17 protein-coding genes are annotated in these 21794 nt (G+C 46.7%); 10 read left to right on the top strand and 7 right to left on the bottom strand.

The window, feature by feature from the left end:
- The first annotated feature begins 217 nt into the window (after positions 1–217).
- Positions 218–2098 carry a methyl-accepting chemotaxis protein gene (locus E0D71_RS01440; RefSeq protein WP_133001522.1) on the top strand — a complete coding sequence of 627 codons (1881 nt, stop codon included), beginning with the start codon at positions 218–220 and terminating at the stop codon, positions 2096–2098.
- A gap of 157 nt (positions 2099–2255) precedes the next feature.
- Here E0D71_RS01440 and E0D71_RS01435 read toward each other — a convergent pair whose 3' ends face one another.
- The 6 genes from E0D71_RS01435 to E0D71_RS01410 form a co-directional block, all read right to left on the bottom strand.
- Positions 2256–3029, bottom strand: a complete 774-nt coding sequence (locus E0D71_RS01435) for a 3-hydroxybutyrate dehydrogenase (RefSeq protein WP_133001521.1) — start codon at positions 3027–3029, stop codon at positions 2256–2258.
- 59 nt (positions 3030–3088) lie between these two features.
- A complete protein-coding gene (locus tag E0D71_RS01430; RefSeq protein ID WP_133001520.1) occupies positions 3089–4450 on the bottom strand; it encodes a TRAP transporter large permease subunit in 1362 nt (453 codons plus the stop codon).
- A gap of 17 nt (positions 4451–4467) precedes the next feature.
- Positions 4468–5070, bottom strand: a complete 603-nt coding sequence (locus tag E0D71_RS01425) for a TRAP transporter small permease subunit (RefSeq protein ID WP_133001519.1) — start codon at positions 5068–5070, stop codon at positions 4468–4470.
- Positions 5071–5167: 97 nt separating this feature from the next.
- Complete coding sequence (locus E0D71_RS01420; protein ID WP_133001518.1) at positions 5168–6226, bottom strand: TRAP transporter substrate-binding protein; 1059 nt, start codon at positions 6224–6226, stop codon at positions 5168–5170.
- Between the two features lie 319 nt (positions 6227–6545).
- Positions 6546–7964 (bottom strand): sigma 54-interacting transcriptional regulator, encoded by a 1419-nt coding sequence (locus E0D71_RS01415; protein ID WP_133001517.1) that lies wholly within the window; start codon positions 7962–7964, stop codon positions 6546–6548.
- Between the two features lie 124 nt (positions 7965–8088).
- Positions 8089–9021, bottom strand: coding sequence for a LysR family transcriptional regulator (locus E0D71_RS01410; protein ID WP_133001516.1), 933 nt, complete (start codon positions 9019–9021; stop codon positions 8089–8091).
- 160 nt (positions 9022–9181) lie between these two features.
- On the opposite strand from E0D71_RS01410, the gene E0D71_RS01405 reads away from it, so the two are divergent.
- The 9 genes from E0D71_RS01405 (at position 9182) to E0D71_RS01365 (ending at position 20258) form a co-directional block, all read left to right on the top strand.
- Positions 9182–9886, top strand: coding sequence for a CoA transferase subunit A (locus E0D71_RS01405; RefSeq protein WP_133001515.1), 705 nt, complete (start codon positions 9182–9184; stop codon positions 9884–9886).
- 52 nt (positions 9887–9938) lie between these two features.
- Positions 9939–10598, top strand: coding sequence for a CoA transferase subunit B (locus tag E0D71_RS01400; protein ID WP_133001514.1), 660 nt, complete (start codon positions 9939–9941; stop codon positions 10596–10598).
- A 29-nt stretch (positions 10599–10627) separates the two neighbouring features.
- Positions 10628–11803 (top strand): acetyl-CoA C-acetyltransferase, encoded by a 1176-nt coding sequence (locus tag E0D71_RS01395; RefSeq protein WP_133001513.1) that lies wholly within the window; start codon positions 10628–10630, stop codon positions 11801–11803.
- A gap of 112 nt (positions 11804–11915) precedes the next feature.
- Positions 11916–13289 carry a short-chain fatty acid transporter gene (locus E0D71_RS01390; RefSeq protein ID WP_133001512.1) on the top strand — a complete coding sequence of 458 codons (1374 nt, stop codon included), beginning with the start codon at positions 11916–11918 and terminating at the stop codon, positions 13287–13289.
- Between the two features lie 349 nt (positions 13290–13638).
- Positions 13639–14634 (top strand): D-xylose ABC transporter substrate-binding protein, encoded by a 996-nt coding sequence (gene xylF, locus E0D71_RS01385; protein WP_133001511.1) that lies wholly within the window; start codon positions 13639–13641, stop codon positions 14632–14634.
- A 55-nt stretch (positions 14635–14689) separates the two neighbouring features.
- Positions 14690–16216: a xylose ABC transporter ATP-binding protein gene (locus E0D71_RS01380; protein WP_133001510.1), complete on the top strand. Its 1527-nt coding sequence runs from the start codon at positions 14690–14692 to the stop codon at positions 16214–16216.
- A 13-nt stretch (positions 16217–16229) separates the two neighbouring features.
- Positions 16230–17360, top strand: a complete 1131-nt coding sequence (locus E0D71_RS01375) for a sugar ABC transporter permease (protein WP_133001509.1) — start codon at positions 16230–16232, stop codon at positions 17358–17360.
- 70 nt (positions 17361–17430) lie between these two features.
- Positions 17431–18906: a xylulokinase gene (gene xylB, locus E0D71_RS01370; RefSeq protein WP_133001508.1), complete on the top strand. Its 1476-nt coding sequence runs from the start codon at positions 17431–17433 to the stop codon at positions 18904–18906.
- Positions 18907–19064: 158 nt separating this feature from the next.
- The gene (locus E0D71_RS01365; RefSeq protein WP_133001507.1) at positions 19065–20258 is read left to right on the top strand and encodes a DNA-binding transcriptional regulator; all 1194 of its coding nucleotides are present in this window, start codon (positions 19065–19067) and stop codon (positions 20256–20258) included.
- Positions 20259–20395: 137 nt separating this feature from the next.
- Here the strand turns inward: E0D71_RS01365 and xylA are convergent, their stop codons facing one another.
- A complete protein-coding gene (xylA, locus tag E0D71_RS01360; protein ID WP_133001506.1) occupies positions 20396–21715 on the bottom strand; it encodes a xylose isomerase in 1320 nt (439 codons plus the stop codon).
- Positions 21716–21794 lie beyond the last annotated feature (79 nt).

Below are 21794 nucleotides of genomic sequence, written 5' to 3'. Positions count from 1 at the left end.
CTGAGCGCTTGATAGTAGAATCGTAAATCCTCTTTTTTAAACAGAATGGCCGCTGTAGTCCATTGTTCCTTATGACATAATTGCCTTCCTCAATCTACATGTGGCGTCAACCAACCGTTAAAAATTGCTTGTTTGTCATAATTCAATGCTATCAAGGGGCAATGTTGGCGCTACAGAAAGTTGTTTACCCTGTTTATTAATTAAGGATAGTTAAATAGTGAAGGTATCTCATAAGGTTGTTTCGTGTGCTTGCGCGGTCGTGCTGCTCGCGTTCACCATCTACTCGTTGTTCCAATACAATAGCGCTAAAAATGCATTGTTTCAAAGTGCTACAACCAGTACCCAAGAAAGCAGTCAGGCATTGGCTTTACAGGTAAATCATTGGTTAAAAAGCAAAATGGCGTTGATTAACGTTATTGCCCAAAGAGTGGATGAAAACTTTAGCAAGCAAACCATTCAAAAGGCATTTGACTTGCCGATTTATAAAGACGAATTCCTGTTGTTGTTTGGCGGTTTAGACACCGATGGCAAGCCGATTGGTAATGACCCATCATGGAATCCACCAGGTTGGGATGCTCGCCAGCGCCCTTGGTATAATATGGGGAAAGAGTACCAACAAGCCGCACTAACAGAACCTTATATGTCTACCAAAGGCGAATTGCTTATTTCTGTGATCTCGAGATTCTCCGATCATGGTCAGTTTAAAGGCACATTTGGAGGGGATTTGAGTTTAAAAACGGTGTCTGAAGCCGTCAACTCACTGAACTTTAATGGCACAGGCTACGCTTTCTTAATGACCAAAGCGGGCACGATTATTAGTCACCCCAACGCCAATTTGAACGGTAAACCTGTGTCTAAGTTACTCAAAGAGGGCGAGCCAGCGCTCAGCAATCACCTTGAAGAGCAGCATTTGCTTGATGGTACGCCTGTGTACGTCTCCTTCAGCTCAGTGCCTAATCTTTATGGTGCTGATTGGTACGTAGGGGTGGTGCTAAATAAAGATAAATTGTTCGCTAGTACGCGAGAATTTGGTTGGGTGGCATTTTGGAGTACGTTAATTGCTGCGTTATTAGTGTCTGTGATCTTGTATTTTGTGGTGACGCGTTTATTGCAACCTTTGCATGCTTTACAAGAGTCTTTGCAGGACATAAATAGCGGCGACGGTGACTTGACCAAACGTTTGGCGGTCAACACAAACGACGAGTTTGGACAGGTCTCCACCGAATTTAATAAGTTTGTTAATTACTTGCAGCACTTAATCGGCGAAGTAAAAATGCGCTCTCAACATGTGCGTGAAAATACCGACAAATCAGCCGCGTCTTCACAGCATTCTGCCCAACAGTTGTATACACAGCTTGGGGAGTTGGATCAGCTGGCAACCGCGATGCATGAAATGTCGGCGACGGCGCACGATGTGGCGGACAATGCACAGGCTGCCGCTGATCGTGCTAGTCAAGCCGATATTGCTGCCAGCGAAGGGGAAGCGATTGTAGATCGTACGACTCAGTCTATTGCGCATTTGACAGACCAGATGGGTGGAGTGGTCACAACGATTAATGATCTCGTTACCTACAGCGACAACATTGAGTCCATTTTGACCGTGATCACGGCCATTGCCGACCAAACAAACTTGCTTGCATTGAACGCGGCAATTGAAGCTGCGCGGGCTGGCGAGCATGGTCGAGGCTTTGCGGTGGTGGCAGATGAAGTTCGAACACTGGCTTCAAAAACGCAAGAATCTACCGAACAAATTCAGCAAATGATTCAGCAATTACAAAACAGTGTGCGAGGCGCTGAAAGTGCGATACATGAAGGTCGCGAAAGTGCCAACAGTACGCAACTCATTGCCAATCAGGCGAAACAGTCGTTGGCTGAAATCCGCGCAAGGATTAACGATATTAATGACATGACGGTACAAATCGCGGCCGCAGCGGAAGAGCAAAGCGCTACTTCCAATGAAATTAACCGCAATACCAGTAATATTCGTGACATTAGTCAGTCTGTTTCTGATGCCGCTAAAAACCAATCTACCTTGTCTGATGACATGGTAGAGATCACTATTGAGCAGGCAAAAGCATTAGCTAAATTTAAGATATAACGCGCTGATTGAAGATTACTTGCTACGTTCAATCGGGGCGCTTCAAGCTCGATTGATCGTATATGGTGAGTTAGACGTGCCGTAATTGTCGCTAAAAAAAGGCCTTAATATTCTATTAAGGCCTTTATTATTTCTGTTGTTTGTTTCAACTGCCAGTCTACTGAGCGGTATACCCACCATCGATGACAATGGCTTGTCCGGTTACGCCTTTAGCGGATGGGCTGGTGAGAAATAAACAGTAGTCGGAAATTTCTTTCACGCTGAGTAGGCGTTTCTGTGGCACTAATGGCCATATCACTTCTTCAAGAACGTCATCGAGTGGCACATTTCTCGTTCTTGCCAGCTCCTCCAGTTGGTTTCTAACCAATGGGGTGTCCACATAACCAGGACAAAGTGCATTAACGGTGACGCCAAAGGGGGCGGCTTCCAGAGCAGATACCTTAGTTAAGCCTATCACACCGTGTTTTGCCGAGTTGTAACCAGCCTTGCCAGCAAAGCCGATTAAACCATTGATGGAGGCCATATTGATGATGCGGCCATCCCCTTTTTCCTTCATCAGTGGAAGTATCTTTTTGATTGCTATAAATGGCGCAATCAGCATGATGTCGATGAGTTTTCGGTACGTGTCCGAAGGAAACTCTTCAATCGGAGCTATGTACTGTACGCCGGCGTTATTGATTAAAATATCGATGTGGCCGAATTGCATTATGGCCTCGTCAATGGCGCTCAAAAACTGTGTCTCATTGGTGACATCGCAGACAAAAAAAGCACATTGCTTGTTGAATTCAGAGACGCGCGCTTGCGCCGCTTCGATGGCTTCTTTGCTAAAGTCTAAGATCGCTACTTGCATGCCAGCGGTTAGAAAAGCCTGAGCAATTTCTAGCCCTATACCGCTTGCTGCACCAGTAATTAGAACGGTTTTATTATTCATTGTTATTCTCCAAACAAGGGCGCTAAGCAAGCGCCCTTCGAACAAGGCGGTCGTTAACGTTAGCCGTAGATGACTTTAGGCAACCAAAGCACCAGATCTGGGAAGAAAAACACCAGAAGCACGGCCAATAATTGCAATAAAATGAATGGGATAACGCCTTTGTAGATGTGCATGGTGGTGACACCTGGAGGGGCGACACCTTTTAAATAGAAAAGCGAAAAACCGACGGGCGGTGTCAAAAAGGACGTTTGCAACGCCAAGGCAAAAAGCACCACAAACCACACCAAATTGAAGTCAAGAGCGACCACAACCGGCCCAACCAATGGCAACAGAATTAGACTAATTTCGAGCCAATCTAAAAAGAAGCCCGCCACGAAAGCAATCAACAGAATAACAATGATGATGCCAGATGGTGACAGAGGAATGCCTTGCAAAAGACTGCTAATAAACTCATCGCCGCCCAATGTTCTTAATACCACGGCAAAGGCGGTGGCGCCTAAGAAAATACCAAAGACAAAAGACGTCGTAATGGTGGTTTTACGGCATACTTCGGCCAACATACTGAGGTTGAAGCGTTTATTTAGAATTGCCAATAGCGTCGCGCCAAATGCCCCGACACCTGCGGCTTCCGTAGGAGAGACAATGCCCATAAAGATAGAGCCTAAGACGGATAAAATCAGCGCTAGGGGCGGAAATACCGCTTTGACAGTTGACCAGATCAGTTCTTTGCTAATAGGCGGTAAATCCAACGGCGGATGGCACACTTTAGGGTTAAAAATCGCCGTCAAAATCACATAGATAATGTACAAAGAGCCTAATAAAAGGCCAGGCATTAACGCCCCCATAAAGAGGTTACCAACCGACAAAGAGAGCTGGTCTGCCATGATGATCAGCATGATGCTTGGTGGAATCAAAATACCCAAAGTGCCTGATGATGCGACAATGCCGCTGGCAAAAGAAGGGGAGTACTTTTGCTCAAGCATGACGGGCATAGACAACATCGCAAGCAGTACCACGGAAGCGCCGACAATACCGGTAGAGGCAGCAAATAAGATGCCTATTAGAATAACCGCAACGCCAAGTCCACCGCGAAAGCGACCAAATAAGTTAACGAAGTTGACCATTAAGCGTTCAGCGACGCCAGAGCGTTCTAGCATCAGGCCCATAAAAATAAACATGGGCAGGGCGACCAACACCCAGTTGCTCATTTGCGCGTAGATTCTTTGTATTATGGTGCCGTAAATTCGCCAATCGGTCATGTAGTAAGTGTCCCAGTCTAGATACTGAGACGACAAAACCCCCACCACACTAAATACGATGGCAAGACCTGCCAATACCCAAGCGACGGGAAAGCCTGAGAAAATCAGTAAAATAAAGCTGCCAAGCATGGCAATGACTAAAAACTCGTATGTTTCGAACACAGTAAATCCCCTAATGATTAGCGCGATGCGTGGTTATCGTTGCTAGGCGTATTGGTTAAAAAAGAGACACAGCGAAGCCAGCGAGAAGTAGCGGCGACCATCAGTAAAGCTAAGGCGATTAGGATGAAAGATTTAATAACCCAGCGCATAGGAAGCCCGTCGAAAGAAGGGGAAACCTCGTTCATTCGGTACGCGCGTTCGACAAACGGCAGCGCGTAACTGAACATCACAATACAAAAAGGAAGCAGTAAAAAGGTGAGACCGAATATTTCGATCCAAGCCCGTTTGCGCAGTGACCAGTGTTCAGCCAGTGCATCCACACGAACGTGGCCATCATGAATAAAACAATAGGATAGGCCAAGCATGAAGCCTACCGCGTACAAATGCCATTGCAGCTCTTCTAAGGCGACAAATGTGGTGTTAAAGCAATATCGCATTAAAGCGTTGCCGACGATCAGCAGCATTAATATCAGCCACAACCAGGAGGAATATTGGCCAACTTTTTCAATAGCAGACTCAATGCATTTGGATAATTTTGTGTGTGGTAGCTGGTTTAGATTTGAGTTTGATAAGCTGGCCTCAATTTTTGCCAAATCCAGCTCGTTAGTATGATCAGACATACCATTCTCCTTTGATTCCGGATGCGTGCACCCAGTGAAAAACGTCGGCATGGGGTGAAACCACATGCCGACTCACTAAACAGAGTGTCAAATAGAGTTATTTAGTGTCCCAATCACGAGGTAAGTAGCCCAATTTTTTCCATGGACGATGCTCTTTCTGGAAGGCTTTCATGGACGCGTAGATCTCGGCAAATTGAGGGTCTTCTTGAGAGTGTTTTGCCATGACTTTGTCGGTCGCCACTTCAAAGGCTTTCAGAATTTCAGGAGAGTACTGGTGTAAATTGACGCCTTTTTCTTCGAATTTCGCTAGCACGCCGCCTTGTAAGGCTTCGGATTTTGAAATGGCGAGAGTATTGGCGGCCATACAGCTGGTTTCAATTAAAGACTGAGTTTGTTTGTTCAGTTTTTCCCAATCATTGGTATTGATGTAAAGGAACTGGTTTGTGGAAGGCTGATGCCAACCAGGAAGGTAATAATGTTTTGCTACCTGATAGAATCCAAGTTGTTCATCGACCGTAGGGATAGAGAATTCCGTGCCGTCTAAGACGCCCGTTTCCAACGCTTGATATAGCTCGCCGCCAGGGAAGACGTTGATCGACATACCAAATTCCGACATGATTTCACCGCCAAGACCGGCAGCACGGAATTTAAGACCGTTTAGGTCGTCGACAGATTTGATTTCTTTACGGAACCAACCTGCGGCTTCTGGGCTGATAGTGCCGCAAAGAATAGGATAAACATCATAAGGCTTAAACAGCTTTTTCAGCATCTTATCGCCGCCATGGAAATACATCCAAGCTGTAAACTCATTAGATTCAAGGCCGAATGGCGTTGCTCCGAATAAAGCCGCTGCTGGAATTTGTCCCCACTCATACCCCATCCAAGAGTAGCCTGCAGACAAGTTGCCAGAGCTAACATTGTCAAAAATACTCAGGGCTGGAATCAAGGTGCCGGGTTCGAATACTTGCAGATTGACTTTACCGCCACTGCTTTCTTTTAGCATTTTTGACACTTCAGGCATGGTGTCGCCAAGTGCAATCAGAGAAGAGGAAAATGCCATAGGAACTTGCCAACGAATTTTATTGAAGTCGGCATGGGAGGAGGCGGCGAATGTTAATCCAGTCAGACAGGTGGCTGTTATCAGAGCTTTTTTCATGAGTGTTATCCTATTATTCTTATTGTCTATTTTTTTGTTCTGCAGGTTTTGCAAACGCTCTAGTGGAATAAACTGAAGCGTCTTTTGTGCTTTTTATTTGCTATCAAAAAGAATGCCACAATTTTATTTTCTTTATTTTTCAATGGGTTATTTGGTTTTGGTTTTTCCATGAAAGAAATATTCTATATTTTTTCCGGAAAATCGGACGATTTTGATGCATTAATGATATTTTTTATAAAAAACAGTCCGGATATTCGGAGTTAGACCGATTTTTCGGACGGTTTTTGGTGTATTTGTTGATTTTTCGTAAAGAAGTTGTTCAGCTGATTCCATATTTGTCGATTTTTTCATAGAAAGTGGACTTACTTATACCCAGCTTTTTGGCCGCCTTGGTGCGGTTGTCGCCACATTCGATGAGTGCGGCCTTGATAATGTTTCTTTCCGCTGTATTCAGTTGCTCCTTTAAACTCCCCGACGCTTGGCGAGCGCTCAAGTCCGCTGGGGTGGGCGTTGCAACAGGAGGCGTTTTTGCTAACTGAACAGGCAGCAGTGACAAGGGGATTTTTCTGTCATGGCTGGTGTAAAAAGCGGCTTCCATAACGTTTTCTAGCTCACGAATATTGCCCGGCCAATCATAAGCCAGCATGGCGGTAAGCGCTTGAACCGTAAGTTTGGGGGCGCGTCTGCCGGTTCTACGTGACAGTTTTTGGAGGAAAAAATCGGCCAGTTTAGCGATGTCCTCACGACGTTCTCGTAACGGCGGAAGGGCAATAGACACGACATTAATACGATAATAAAGGTCTTCACGAAAATCCCCGGATGCGATCAAGCTTTCTAGAGGGCGATGTGTCGCGGTAATTAAGCGAATGTTGAGTGGGGTGGCGTGGGTGCCGCCCACGGATTCGACCTCTCTGTCTTGCAAGACACGCAGCAGTTTGGCTTGCATGGGTAAGGGTAAATCTCCTATTTCATCAAGAAATAATGTGCCACCGTTCGCGAGTTGAAATTTACCGGCTTTACCGCCTCGTTTGGCTCCAGTAAAGGCGCCTTCTTCGTAACCGAATAGTTCGCTTTCCAATAAGTTTTCAGGAATGGCGGCACAATTCACCTTGATAAAAGGAAACTCTGCACGGTCTGACAATTGATGAATCGCGTGGGCGTAGAGTTCCTTGCCAGTACCGGATTCGCCACGAATTAACACAGTCACATCGCCAGAAGAGACTTGCTTCACTTTAGCGCTTAAGGCCTTCATGATCTGGCTGTCGCCAATGACATCATTAAGATGAAAGCTGGCTCCAGAAAGAGTTTTATCCGACGTTAGCTGCTTTTGGCGACGAAAGTCCTGTTCTGCTAATAGCGCTTTTATGTGGGTGTTAATCTGTTTCCATTCGTGCGTATCATGAAAAATCACAGTGCCAATGGCACCAATGACTTCTCCTTGTTCGATAATAGGGAAGCGATTAGCGATCATGTTACTGCCAAGGATTTTTTGCAGTGACAAGCGTTCTGCTTTCCCGGTTTGCACTGTGATGTGCATGCGGGTGTTCTCAATGACGTCGGTGACTTTTTTGCCTTTGACGTCTTCGGCTTTCACCCCTAAAAAACGCGCGTATGGCCGATTGATAAAGAAGATTTTGGACTGATGATCGACGATTACAACCCATTCTTCCATGGCGTTTAAAATCGACTTATAGGTGTTCGCCGCTTGTGTGAGCTTTTCTGTTTTTTTCAATGGCATTGTCGACTCCGTGCAATGACCAAACCGGATGAATTATTATTTTTCTCGCGCCTTTGTACTGCTTAAAAGCGTAACGTTTTTGTTCAATGAACAGCAAGCGCCAAGGTTGCTTGTGACACCAATATTATATTGACTGGGCTTCGTTGCGATCTTTTGTTGGCATGACATCGTCAATGGTCGCATAAGTATCAATGAGTACGTCCAGCATGGCCGCCGCCGCAATAGAAAGGTTGGATCTGGGTTTGCAAACCACGCCAACACGACGGCCGATTTCAGGCTCACCAATCGGTCGGCAATTAAGGTGTTGTTCGTAGGCTTGTTGGCGACAAATAACAGGGACAACCGCAACCCCCATGCCTTCGCTGACCATTCTGACCACAGTGGTTAACTGATGAGCATCGAACGCGACCTTGAGCTCCATGCCCGCGTCTTGCAATGAATTTTCGATCATGGCACGCACACTAGAAGGGCGCTGTAAGGTAATAAAGTCGTATTCTAGTAGCGCCTTCCAAGTGATTTTCGCTTCTGTGTTGAGCGGATGATGCTCTGGAAAGATGGCGATAAAGTTATCTTCATAAAGCGGGTAAAACGCCAAATCCAAGAGGCTGGTTGGTTCAAAACAAATGCCTAACTCCACCTGATTATTGCCCACCATGTCGACGACAATATCAGACAATACATCGTCAATAGCGACTTGAATATGGGGGTAGCATTGGTGGTAGTTATGGATGGCTTTGGGCAGCAGTGAAGCCGCGAAAGAGGGCATAGAGGCGATGGATATTTTGCCTAATTGAAGCGCAAAACGTTGCTTCATCTCGTCTTCGGCGTTTTCCCATTGAGCCAAGATACGTCGAGCAATCGGCACTAATGCTTCTCCCTCAGGGGTGAGAGAAAGGGTTCGTGTGGTGCGTGTTAGCAGCTTGCCACCGAGACTCTCTTCAAGACTTTTGACCGACAAGCTGAGCGCCGGTTGTGATAAATGCAACTGGTTAGCTGCGCTGGCAAAACTCATGGCGTCGGCGACGGCGAGAAAGGCGCGTATCTGTTTTAAATTCATTTATTTGTAATTCTTATTAATAAATATAAAAAATAAAATTAATTTATTTATCGTCCTGAGTCAAACTGAAGTTACTCGAAGGTTTACGCAATACTTTTTAAAACAGATACTTTTTTAAAATATAAAAATACTCTTACACAATAATAATTAGGAGAAAGTAATGGCGGGTTTTGACAAAGTAGTCACGTCCTATGAAGACGCCATGGCTGGGCTAGAAGACGGCATGACCGTACTGGCTGGTGGTTTCGGTCTATGTGGTATTCCTGAAAATCTTATTCAAGAAATCAAACGACGACAAACCCGTGACCTCACCATAGTGTCTAATAACTGTGGTGTGGATGGTTTTGGTTTAGGCGTTTTGCTGGAAGATAAGCAAGTTCGCAAAATGATTTCTTCTTATGTGGGTGAAAATGCCCTTTTTGAAAAGCAACTCCTCCAAGGTGAGTTAGAAGTCGAGCTCACACCTCAAGGCACCCTTGCCGAAAAAATGCGCGCTGGCGGCGCGGGTATTCCTGCCTTTTTTACCGCGACAGGTGTTGGTACCCCTGTTGGTGAAGGCAAAGAGACGCGAGTCTTTAATGGTCGTGAATACCTAATGGAAGAAGCCATTACCGGTGATTTTGCCATTGTAAAAGGCTGGAAAGCAGACCGTTACGGCAATGTTATTTATCGCCATACTGCGCAAAATTTTAACCCTCTCGCGGCAACGGCTGGAAAAATTACAGTGGTTGAAGTGGAAGAGATCGTCGACGTCGGTGAACTTGATCCCGCTCAAATTCACACGCCTGGTATTTACGTTGATCGCATTATTCAAGGTTCGTTTGAAAAGCGCATCGAGAAACGCACTGTCCGATCAGCAGACTAAATTGCCCTGTCATATTGACGAATAAAATAGACGAATAATAAGAGGCGCAAAGATGGCACTTACTAGAGAACAAATGGCACAGCGTGTTGCTAGAGAGTTACAAGATGGTTTTTACGTGAACCTAGGCATTGGTATTCCGACCTTGGTGGCGAACTTTATTCCAGAAGGCATGGAGGTGATGCTGCAATCAGAAAATGGCTTGCTCGGTATGGGCGAGTTTCCGAGCGAAGAGACGATTGATGCGGACATGATCAATGCGGGCAAACAAACGGTAACCGCGGTGAAAGGCGCGTCTATCTTTTCGTCTGCTGAGTCGTTCGCGATGATCCGTGGTGGTCATGTGGATCTTACCGTCTTGGGGGCGTTTGAAGTGGATGTGAATGGCAACATTGCCTCTTGGATGATTCCTAATAAATTGATTAAAGGCATGGGGGGCGCAATGGATTTGGTCGCCGGTGCTGACAATATTATCGTCACCATGACGCACGCCTCTAAATCAGGTGAGTCAAAATTATTGAGCGAGTGTGCCTTACCATTAACGGGAAAAGGGTGTATTAAGAAGGTCTTAACGGATTTGGCTTGGTTGGAAATCGAAGACGGTGCTTTTATTTTGAAAGAACGCGCACCGGGTGTTTCTATAGAGGAAATCCAAGAAAAAACACAGGGTAAATTGATCGTTCCTGATCATGTACCAGAAATGGTGTTTGCTTAATCCGACTTATGTTAATGGAGAATAGAATCATGAAAGCAGTCATTGTTGCCGCTGGAAGAACCCCGATTGGTGCCTTTAATGGTGCCTTGTCTTCTTTAAGCGCCGTTGAGATAGGTACTCAATTACTCAGTGGATTATTAGCCAAAGAACCTGTTCTGAAAGAACACATTGATGAAGTGATTTTAGGCCAGGTGTTGGCCGCAGGCTGTGGTCAAAACCCAGCCCGTCAAACGGCAATACATGCCGGTCTTACCAAACAAGTTTCCGCTATGACCATTAATAAAGTCTGTGGCTCTGGCTTAAAAGCGGTTCAGCTCGCAGCACAGGCGGTATTAAACGGTGACGCAAAAATGGTGGTGGCCGGTGGTCAAGAAAGCATGAGCCAAGCAGCCCATGTACTGCCGAATAGTCGCTCTGGTAAGAAAATGGGCAATTGGGAAATGCTGGATACCATGGTGACGGATGGCCTATGGGATGCCTTTAACGATTATCACATGGGACAAACCGCAGAAAACATCGCCTCACGATGGAACATTAGCCGTGAAGAGCAAGATGCCTTTGCCGTACAGTCACAACAAAAAGCCGCTCGAGCGCAGGCGGCAGGTCATTTTGTGGAAGAGATTATTCCTGTGGTGATCCCACAGCGCAAAGGTGAGCCGGTTATTTTTGCTCAGGATGAGCAAATTCGATCCAATGCAACCGAAGAAGCCTTGGCTAAGTTACGACCTGCCTTTAGCCGCGAAGGGTCAGTGACAGCCGGCAATGCTTCCACGTTGAACGATGGTGCAGCCATGGTGATAGTGACCTCAGATGAAGAAGCGGCACGTTTAGGCTTGCCAGTATTGGCGGTGATTGAAGCGGCCAGCAGCGCCGGGGTTGCTCCTGAAATCATGGGCACAGGGCCGATTGCAGCGACGAAAAAAGTGTTAGAGAAGGCCGATTGGTCAATCGCAGATTTGGATTTGATTGAGGCCAATGAAGCCTTTGCCGTACAGGCATTGTGTGTCAATCAAGAGCTTGCTTTGGATGCCAGTAAGGTCAATGTAAATGGCGGTGCCGTTGCTTTGGGTCATCCCATTGGGGCGTCTGGCTGTCGAATATTGATTACCTTATTGCATGAAATGAAACGTCAAGAGCGCCATAAAGGATTGGCAACGCTTTGCATTGGCGGAGGCATGGGGATTGCCATGTTGGTGTCACGTTAGAAAGGGTCAGGAAGGCCAGAAAATAAAAAATATAACCATATAAAACCAAGCCAGGTCGCTTATCAAGCGTTCTGGCTTTCACCTAAAATAACTATAATATTAGGGAAACCCAATGACTAATAACGCAGTAAAACAGACTGCTTTGCAGCGCTTGAGTAAATTTTTCGTTACGCTTCTTCAACGTTACCTACCGGACCCATTTATCTTCGCCATTGTGCTCACTCTGGTGGTGTTTGTCTTGGTTATGCCAAGCACTAACCAAGGGCCGATGGAAGTGGTTAATGCATGGGCAGGGGGCTTTTGGAAACTGTTGAGTTTCTCCATGCAGATGGCCATGGTGGTGGTTACCGGTCATGCGATGGCCAGTGCGCCAGCGTTTAAACGCAAATTGGCAATGTTGGCTGGCGTGGCCAAAACGCCGGGCCAAGCGATTCTTCTTGTTACGGTAATCAGTGCCCTTGCTTGTTGGGTTAACTGGGGCTTTGGTTTGGTTGTTGGGGCGATTTTTGCCCGCGAATTAGCGGCAAAAGTGAAAGGCGTAGATTACCGTTTGTTGATCGCTTCTGCGTACAGTGGTTTCTTGTTTTGGCATGCGGGCTTGTCCGGCTCAATTCCGTTGGCAATTGCGGGTGGCGCCAACATCAGTACGGTGACCAATGGCGCCGTGACGTCGGCGATTCCTACCTCAGAAACGATTTTCTCACCCATGAACTTAACCATTTTGGCGGTGATGCTCGTGGCGATTCCTTTGTTGAATCGACTCATGCACCCTGCGCCTCAAGACACCATTACGATCGATGCGTCCTTGCTTGAAGAAGAAAAAGTTGAAGCGCCTAAAACCGGCAAGATGACACCAGCAGAGCGGATGGAAAACAGCCGTACACTGTCATTGTTATTGGGCGCTATGGGCTTTGCTTACATCATTTATTACTTTGTTACTAAAGGCTTTGCGCTGAATTTAAACATCGTTAACTTTACCTTTTTGTTCACCGCGATCTTGCTTCACGGAACCCCAAAAAGCTTGTTGAATTCGGTTTCTCAAGGCGCGCGTAACTGTTCTGGGATTCTGCTTCAGTTTCCTTTCTATGCGGGCATTATGGGGATGATGACCGCAACCGGCGATGGCGGCGCGTCATTGGCGGGCGTCATTTCTCAATGGTTTGTGTCGATTTCCAATGAAACCACCTTTCCTCTCTTTACCTTCTTAAGCGCGGGTATTGTGAATTTCTTTGTACCTTCTGGTGGCGGTCAGTGGGCGGTTCAAGCACCTGTGATGATGCCTGCCGGTGCGGCTTTAGGAGTGGATGCCGCGAAAACCGCCATGGCGATTGCTTGGGGGGATGCTTGGACAAACATGATTCAGCCTTTCTGGGCATTACCAGCGTTAGCGATTGCCGGTCTGGGTGCGAAAGACGTAATGGGTTATTGCATCATGGCATTACTGGGTTCTGGTGTGATTATTTCCTTGGGCTTCTTAATTTTTTAAGGACACAGCACACCATGGCAGCCAACAATGGTTGCCACAAGAAATCAGCAGACGCCTTCTTTTTAATGGTGACCAGAGAAGTCGCTTCCCCGTATTAGAAAGAGTGCCTGCTGTTACTGAGCTGTAAGCAAGAGGTTGTGTTCTTGCTTAAGCTGGTCTTCTGACCGTCTATAAAATGGTAATGCTTGAGCCACTTCTTGATAGCGATATCGGGAAGTGGCTTTTTTTGTTTTATAAAAAACGCTACACACAAACAAAAAAAGATAATGTCCCTATTTCGCTCATTTACTTACCTTTTAATAACTCCTTCAGGAGAACGTTCACTTAATAAAAACAAAAGGAATGTAACATGAAGAAACTCATTTCCCTTGGGCTATTGGCGGTCATCTGCTCCGCTAGCCCAGTGATGGCAGCCGGTGAAAAAATTGGCTTGTTGATGTCTGACTTACGTCTTGAACGCTGGCAAAAAGACAGTGACCTCTTTACTCATGCGGCCCAAGCCTTGGGGGCAAAAGTGTATACCCAATCCGCTAATGGGGATGCGAGCACGCAGATTTCTCAAATCGAAAACATGATTTCCCGTGGTGTGGATGTGTTGGTTATCGTCGCAGAAAACGGTGAAGTGCTGGGCAATGTGCTGTCAGAAGCAAAAGCAGAAGGCATTAAAGTACTGGCCTATGACCGCTTGATTAAATTTGCAGACATTGACTTGTATGTGTCATTCGACAATGTGCGAGTCGGAGAAATGCAGGCCGAAGCCTTGATGAAGCGAGTGCCAAAAGGTAACTACTTTTTACTAGGCGGAGCACCAACGGACAATAACGCCAAAATGTTCCGTGAAGGGCAGATGAATGTTTTGAATCCAGCCATTGAACGCGGTGATATCAAGGTCGTGGGCGACCAATGGGCCACCGGCTGGTCAGCCGAAGCCGCACTGAACATTATGGAAAATGGACTGACGGCAAACCAGAATAAAATTGATGCCGTGGTGGCGTCCAATGACTCGACCGCAGGTGGTGCAATTCAAGCGCTGAATGCTCAAGGCTTGGCGGGTAAAGTGGCTATTTCTGGGCAGGACGCTGATTTGGCGGCGATTCGACGCATTGTCGCAGGCAGCCAAACGATGACGGTGTACAAACCCATTTCTAAATTGGCCACCACCAGTGCCGAACTGGCGGTGAAGTTGGCGCGCGGTGAAAAAATCAGCACGAACAGCACGGTAAACAACGCCAAAAAAGAAGTCCCTGCGGTATTGCTAACACCGATTGCTGTGTCTAAAGACAACATCGATAGCACCATTATTGCGGATGGCTTCCATACCCATAAAGAGATATACAACCCTTAAATTATTCACGGTAGGCGCTCGCAAGAGCGCTTTTGCTTTTCATAGAGGTGGCGGTATGAAACAACCCCTATTGGATATGCGCAATATCGTGAAAAGTTTTTCCGGTGTGCGTGCGTTAAACGGAGTCAGTATTACCTTGGGTGACGGCGAGGTGTTGTCACTGTGCGGTGAGAATGGTTCAGGTAAATCGACCTTGATGAAGGTGCTAAGTGGCGTATGGCCTTATGGGTCCTATGACGGTGAGATTTACTTTCAAGGTCAGCAAGTTAAGGCGAGCGGAATTCGAGACACAGAAACCTTAGGCATTGTCATTATTCATCAAGAATTAGCGCTCGTGAAAGAATTGTCTGTCATGGAGAATATTTTCTTAGGCAACGAATTAGGTTCTTTTGCGAGCTTAAATGACGCCATGATGCACAGTCGAACCCGTGAGTTATTGGCGCAAGTAAAGCTTAATATTTCTCCCGATACCTTGGTTCGAGAGTTGGGTGTGGGGCAGCAGCAACTGGTCGAGATTGCGAAAGCGCTGAACAAAAATGTGAAGCTTTTGATTCTTGATGAGCCGACTTCGTCTTTGACCAATAATGAGATTGATATTTTACTGAACATTGTCAATGGGCTGAAAGAGCAGGGCATTGCCTGCGTGTATATCTCGCACAAATTGGACGAGGTGCTGGCGTTATCAGATTGGGTCGCGGTGATTCGAGATGGTAACCATATCGCCACCAAAGCCGCGGCAACGCTGACTCAAAATGACATCATTAGCATGATGGTCGGGCGTCAATTGGATGAGCTTTTTCCTAGAGAATCCCACCAGATTGGTGAGGTGATTTTACAAGTCAATCACGCACACGCTATTCAAGCAGGGGCGTCTCGCCCGCAAGTGGATGATGTGAGTTTTGCCCTTCGCAAAGGGGAAATTCTAGGCATTGCTGGTCTTATTGGTTCCGGTCGAACTGAGCTTATGCAGTGCATATATGGTTGTTACGCGGGGCAATATCGGGCCACGCTTGAACTAGCAGGAAAGCCATTGCAGATACGCTCCCAGCGGGCGGCATTAAAGGCCGGGATCGCCATGGTGCCAGAAGACCGAAAGCGTCATGGCATAGTGCCCATTATGGGTGTGGGGCGCAATATTACCTTGTCGATTCTGGATCGTTATACCTCCCTTTGGGGGGCGATTGATGAAGACACAGAATCCCATGATGTCCATGACTCGATAACCCGTCTTAAAGTCAAAACCGCCACCTCAGAGCTGGCCATTAAAAACCTCAGTGGTGGTAATCAACAAAAGGCCATTATTGCGCGTTTTCTCTTAACCAATCCCAAAATATTGATCTTGGATGAACCGACCCGAGGCATTGATGTGGGCGCCAAATACGAAATTTATAAGTTGATGTTTGCCCTCGTGAAAGAAGGCGTTTCCATCATTATGGTGTCCTCCGAATTACCAGAAGTGATTGGTATTAGTGATCGAGTATTGGTGATGCATGAAGGCCAATTAAAAGGAGAATTTGGCTATCAGGGGCTAACGCAAGAAAAAATCATGAACTGCGCCATTAACGACACCGCACTTGCTTAAGGAAATATCGAAAATGTTAAAAACAATAAAAACCAATCAATTGCAGCTGTTAGCCATGTTGGCTGCGATGTTTTTGATCGTGGTGTTCTTTTCTTTTGCCACCGATGGCGCGTTTATTTCACCTCGTAATGTGTCCAACTTATTTCGTCAAACCGCCATTGTCGGGGTGCTAGCGATCGGCATGGTGTTTGTCATAATCAGTGCAGAAATCGACCTTTCTGTTGGTTCTATGATGGGCTTGCTTGGTGGCATTGCGGCGATTCTAGATGTTTGGCTTCACTTTCCTATTATGTTGACCGTCTTGATCACCATGGGAGCAGGCTTATTGTTAGGGCTGTTTAATGGCTGGTGGGTGGCGTATCAAAAAGTCCCTTCTTTTATCGTGACCTTGGCGGGGATGCTGGCGTTTCGTGGCATTTTGGTGGGATTGACCGATGGCGCTACGGTGGCGCCTACCTCTGGTGCATTAGGCGTCATTGGTCAGAGTTATGTTCCAACCGGTTGGGGCGTGAGTTTGGTGTTGCTCTTGTGTCTGGGGGTGATTGCTAAGGTGTATCGCCGTCGCCAAGCACAACATAAGCATGGTGTGAGCAACAGTTCGGCCAAATTTGAATACTTAAATGCTGTTATATCGGTGGCTGTGCTGTTGATTTTATTGGCGATATTGGAAGGCTATCGAGGCATTCCGACCCCAATTTTGATTATGGGGGCGCTGATTTTGGTAGCGACTTATGTGGCCAAAAGAACCGCCTTTGGGCGCCGTGTGTACGCCATTGGTGGCAACATCGAAGCCACTAGGATGTCTGGCGTCAACGTAGAAAAAAACAAGATGTTTGTGTTTGGGTTCAATGGCGTGATGGTGGCCGTCGCCGCGTTAATTTTAACTTCTCGCTTGGGCGCTGGGTCGCCTGCCGCCGGTAATATGGCTGAGCTGGACGCGATTGCCGCGTGTGTTATCGGTGGGACTAGCTTAGCGGGCGGTGTCGGTACTGTTTTTGGTGCCATCATGGGGGCCTTGATTATGTCGAGCCTAGACAATGGTATGAGCATGTTGGATGTGCCGACGTTTTGGCAGTTGATCGTCAAAGGAGGCATCTTGCTGTTGGCGGTTTGGTTGGATGTGAAAACCAAAAAAGCTCAGTAATGCGCGCCTTTACCGAGTCATTTGTCGGTGAATTGTGGCGTCAATTCGTGCTTCATCAAAAGGAAATCGTATGTATTTAGGAATCGATCTGGGCACATCTGGTGTAAAAGTTATTTTAATGTCCGAAGAAGGGCAAGTGATCGCCAGTCAAACATCGCCTTTGAGTGTTTCAAGACCGCATCCATTGTGGTCTGAACAAGACCCAGAACATTGGTGGCAAGCCACTGATAAGGCCATGTTAGCGCTTGCTCTGGCGCACGATTTAGGCAGGGTTAAGGCGATTGGTTTGTCTGGGCAAATGCACGGAGCGACCTTATTGGATGCGAAAAATCGTGTATTAAGGCCGGCTATTTTATGGAATGACGGGCGCTCTTTTGACGCTTGCCAGCAATTACAGAGGCAGTGCCCTGAAGTGCAAGCGATTACGGGAAACTTGGTAATGCCTGGTTTTACGGCACCCAAATTAGTGTGGCTACGGGAGCATGAGCCTGAGGTCTTTCGGCGCATAGCGAAAGTATTATTACCCAAGGATTTTCTTAGATTACGCATGACGAATGAATTTGCCACGGATGTCTCAGATGCGTCAGGCACCTTATGGCTCGACATGGAAGAGCGAACCTGGAGCGAGTGTATGTTGCACGCAACAGGGCTAACCATGGCACAGATGCCAAAGGTTTATGAGGGCTGCGAGATAACCGGCACGCTCAGTCTTGAGGTTGCACAGCGCTGGTCTTTGCCTTGTGTGCCGGTTGTCGCAGGGGGAGGTGACAATGCGGCGGGCGCAGTGGGTATGGGCGTGATACATAAAGGACAAACCATGTTATCGCTGGGAACATCAGGGGTGATTTTTTCGGTGAGCGATGGTTTTACTGCCAATCCAGACGTTGCCTTACACAGCTTTGGTCACGCCTTGCCCAATACTTGGCATACCATGTCGGTGATTTTAAGTGCTGCCAGTTGTGTCGATTGGGTGGTGCAATTAACGCAATTTGGTAGCGTAAAAGCGGCTTTCCAAGCGCTGGAGAATCGGCCGATACAGCGAAAATTGCCATCGAATCCTGGGGTGGTTTTTTTGCCTTATCTAAGCGGCGAAAGAACGCCTCATAATGATCCTAATGCCAAAGGGGTGTTTTATGGTTTGTCTCATGAAACACAAGCGATTGATTTGCTAGAAGCCGTGTTAGAAGGCGTTTCGTTCGCCTTGCAGGATGGGCTTGATGCGGTGCAATCCGTGCAGCAAATAGAGGCGAGTATCGATGTGATTGGTGGCGGTGCGCGCAGTCATTATTGGTTGCAGTTGCTTGCGACTATTTTGGGGGTTCCTATGGATTATCGAGAAGGCGGAGACGTGGGGCCGGCATTGGGCGCGGCGCGGCTTGCTGCACTTGCGATACATGGGCAGGGCGCATTACAGGGGATTTGCTGTAAACCTAATAGGATCGCTCGATTTGAACCGATAATGAACGATCGAGAGTACTATCAGCAAAAACGTCAACAATATCAGTCCTTGTATCAAGGCGTGAAGGGGTTGTCGTCGTTTTCTTGAGAGTGAGACACCCTGTTATTGGTGCTGACTTTGCGGCTGCTGATTATGAATTTTCACCGTGATTTTTCTTTTTTTTCGATCTGGCATTATCTCAATAAAATACCAGTGTATGATAAATATCTATCACTGATACCCATAATAATAAGAGATGAATGTGTATGTTTGAAAAACGTTATCGGCTTAATCTCGTCTTCAACGCCAATAAAGTCTATGACCGTCAAGTGGTTGAAGGCATTGGTGAATATTTACAAGCGGCACAATGTGATTGGGATGTCTATTTGGAGGACGATTTTCGCTCCCGAGTAGAAGGGCTTACTCACTGGGAAGGTGACGGTATCATTGCCGACTTTGATAACCCAGATGTGGAAGCGATTCTGAAAGACTCGACGATTCCGACCGTGGCTGTTGGTGGCTCTTATGCTCACAAAACGGATTATCCAAGACTGCCTTATGTCGCCACCGATAACGCCGCCTTAGTCAAACTTGCCTATGATCATCTCAAACAAAAAGGCCTGACAGAATTTGCTTTTTATGGGCTGCCAAGTACCCGTTATAGCCGTTGGGCTGGCGAAAGAGAAAGCGCCTTTGTCGAGCAAGTCCGTTCCGATGGTTATCATCCTTATGTGAATCTTGGCTTACCGACCAGTGCAGCGTCGTGGCAAACCGCGCAACATGATTTAGAAACCTGGTTAAACAGTTTGCCTAAACCCATCGGTATTGTTGCGGTAACGGATTCACGGGCAAGGCATCTATTACAGGCCTGTGATCATCTTAATATTATGGTGCCAGAAGAAATTGCGATTATCGGCATTGATAACGAAAGCATGGCTCGTTATTTGAATCGAACGGCGCTTTCCTCGGTGGAACAGGGCAGTAAAGAGATGGGATACGCCGCCGCTAAAATGCTGCATCGAATGTTACTTGGCTATTCCGTAGAAGACGCTTTGGTTGTTGTCGACCCTGTGGGTGTTGAGGCTAGGCAGTCTTCTGATTACCGAGCATTAAATGACCCCTATGTTATTCAGGCGATGCACTTTATTCGTCATAATGCGTGTCGAGGGGTGAAGGTCGCCCAAGTCGTTGATTATGTAGGCTTATCTCGTACCAACTTAGAAACGCGATTTGTTGAAGAAATCGGTTGCTCAATGCACGAGCAATTGCACATGACGAAATTTTATCGAGCCTGTGAATTAGTTACGTCCACCAATCTTGCCTTTGATGAAATAGCCCGTACTTGCGGCTATCCATCGGTTCAGTATATGTACACAGTGATGCGTAAAAATGTCGGTATGACCCCAAGGGAATATCGTATTTCGTCGCGTCTTGGTAAGGAACAGGGCGGCGAGTTTTAAACACAATAGCGTACCTTTAACTAAAGGCGTGATCTGTTGTACTCCCTTAAGAGGCATTAAAAAAGCGCCAATTAGGCGCTTTTTTAATGTCAAGATGCCTAACCGCTTTCGCGCGTAAGAGGCATGAAGAATGGGGATTAACGGTAAATGTAGCCGTTAACGATATTTTCTAATCTCTCTTGTCGGCCTGACGTCGGAGTTGGGTTCAGATTGTTACGCAAGGCGTACTCTGCTAAATCTTGAAGTGAGTGTTTGCCCGCTAAAATATCCAAACCTAGTGTGTCATTCCATTGTGCGTACCTTTGCTCCACCAGAGTCGCTAGAGTGGCGTCTTCGATCATTTTAACGGCACGTTCTAGCGATAATGCGAGTGTGTCCATGGCGCCAATATGGGCATGGAACATGTCTTCAAGATCAATGGATTGGCGGCGCAGTTTGGTGTCAAACATATAGCCGCCGGTTTTAAAGCCGCCGGCTTTTAGGATCTCGTACGTTACAAGTGTGTACTCTTCAACACTGCTTGGGAACTGGTCCGTATCCCAACCTAATTGGGCATCGCCTTGGTTGGCGTCAACAGAGCCTAATATGCCTAGCGAGCAGGCGGTGGCAATTTCATGATGAAAGCTGTGACCTGCTAAGGTGGCATGATTGGCTTCGATGTTTACCTTGATCTCATTCTCTAAACCAAACTCTTTTAAGAAACCATAGACAGTGGCAGTGTCATAGTCGTATTGGTGTTTAGTAGGTTCAGCAGGTTTTGGTTCAATTAAGAGAGTGCCTGTAAAGCCAATTTTGTGTTTGTGTTCAACCACCATCTGCATGAAACGACCAAGCTGTGCGCGTTCGCGTTTTAGATCGGTATTCAGTAGGGTTTCATAGCCTTCACGACCGCCCCAAAGAACGTAATTTTCGCCTTTTAGTTTTTTGGTGGCGTTCATTGCGTGAAACACTTGGGTGGCGGCGTAGGTAAATATTTCAGGGTTGGGGTTTGATGCGGCGCCAGACATATAACGTGGATTTGAGAACGCATTGGCGGTTCCCCACAGGAGCTTGACTCCTGTTTCTTCTTGCTTTGCTTCTAGCACATCGACCATTTCAGAGAAGTTACGTATGTACTCTTTAACGGAGCGCCCTTCAGGGCTGACATCCACATCATGAAAGCTATAGTAAGGGATGCCCAGTTTAGTGAAAAACTCAAAAGCCGCATCGGCTTTCATTTTAGCGGCCTCCATTTCGTTTGTCGGTTTGTACCAAGCCCGATCAAAGGTGTTGGCACCAAATACGTCGCTGCCTTGCCAGCAGAAGTTATGCCAATAACACGCAGACATGCGCAAATGTTCTGCCATGGTTTTTCCCATGAGCACCTTGTTGGCATCATAATGTTTGAAGGCGAACGGGTTAGAAGAGTCTTTCCCTTCATATTTAATTGCAGGGATATTTTCAAAATGCTGGCTCATGGTTAACTCCTAACTTGTTATTGTTTTAATGATGCCTTTATCTTTGATGTTTTTTAAAAAGCCAGCAATTACGAAATTT

It is taken from the genome of Marinomonas sp. KMM3893, from assembly GCF_004352855.1.
GTDB lineage: Bacteria > Pseudomonadota > Gammaproteobacteria > Pseudomonadales > Marinomonadaceae > Marinomonas > Marinomonas arenicola.
This window is presented reverse-complemented; position numbering and strand designations above follow the sequence as displayed.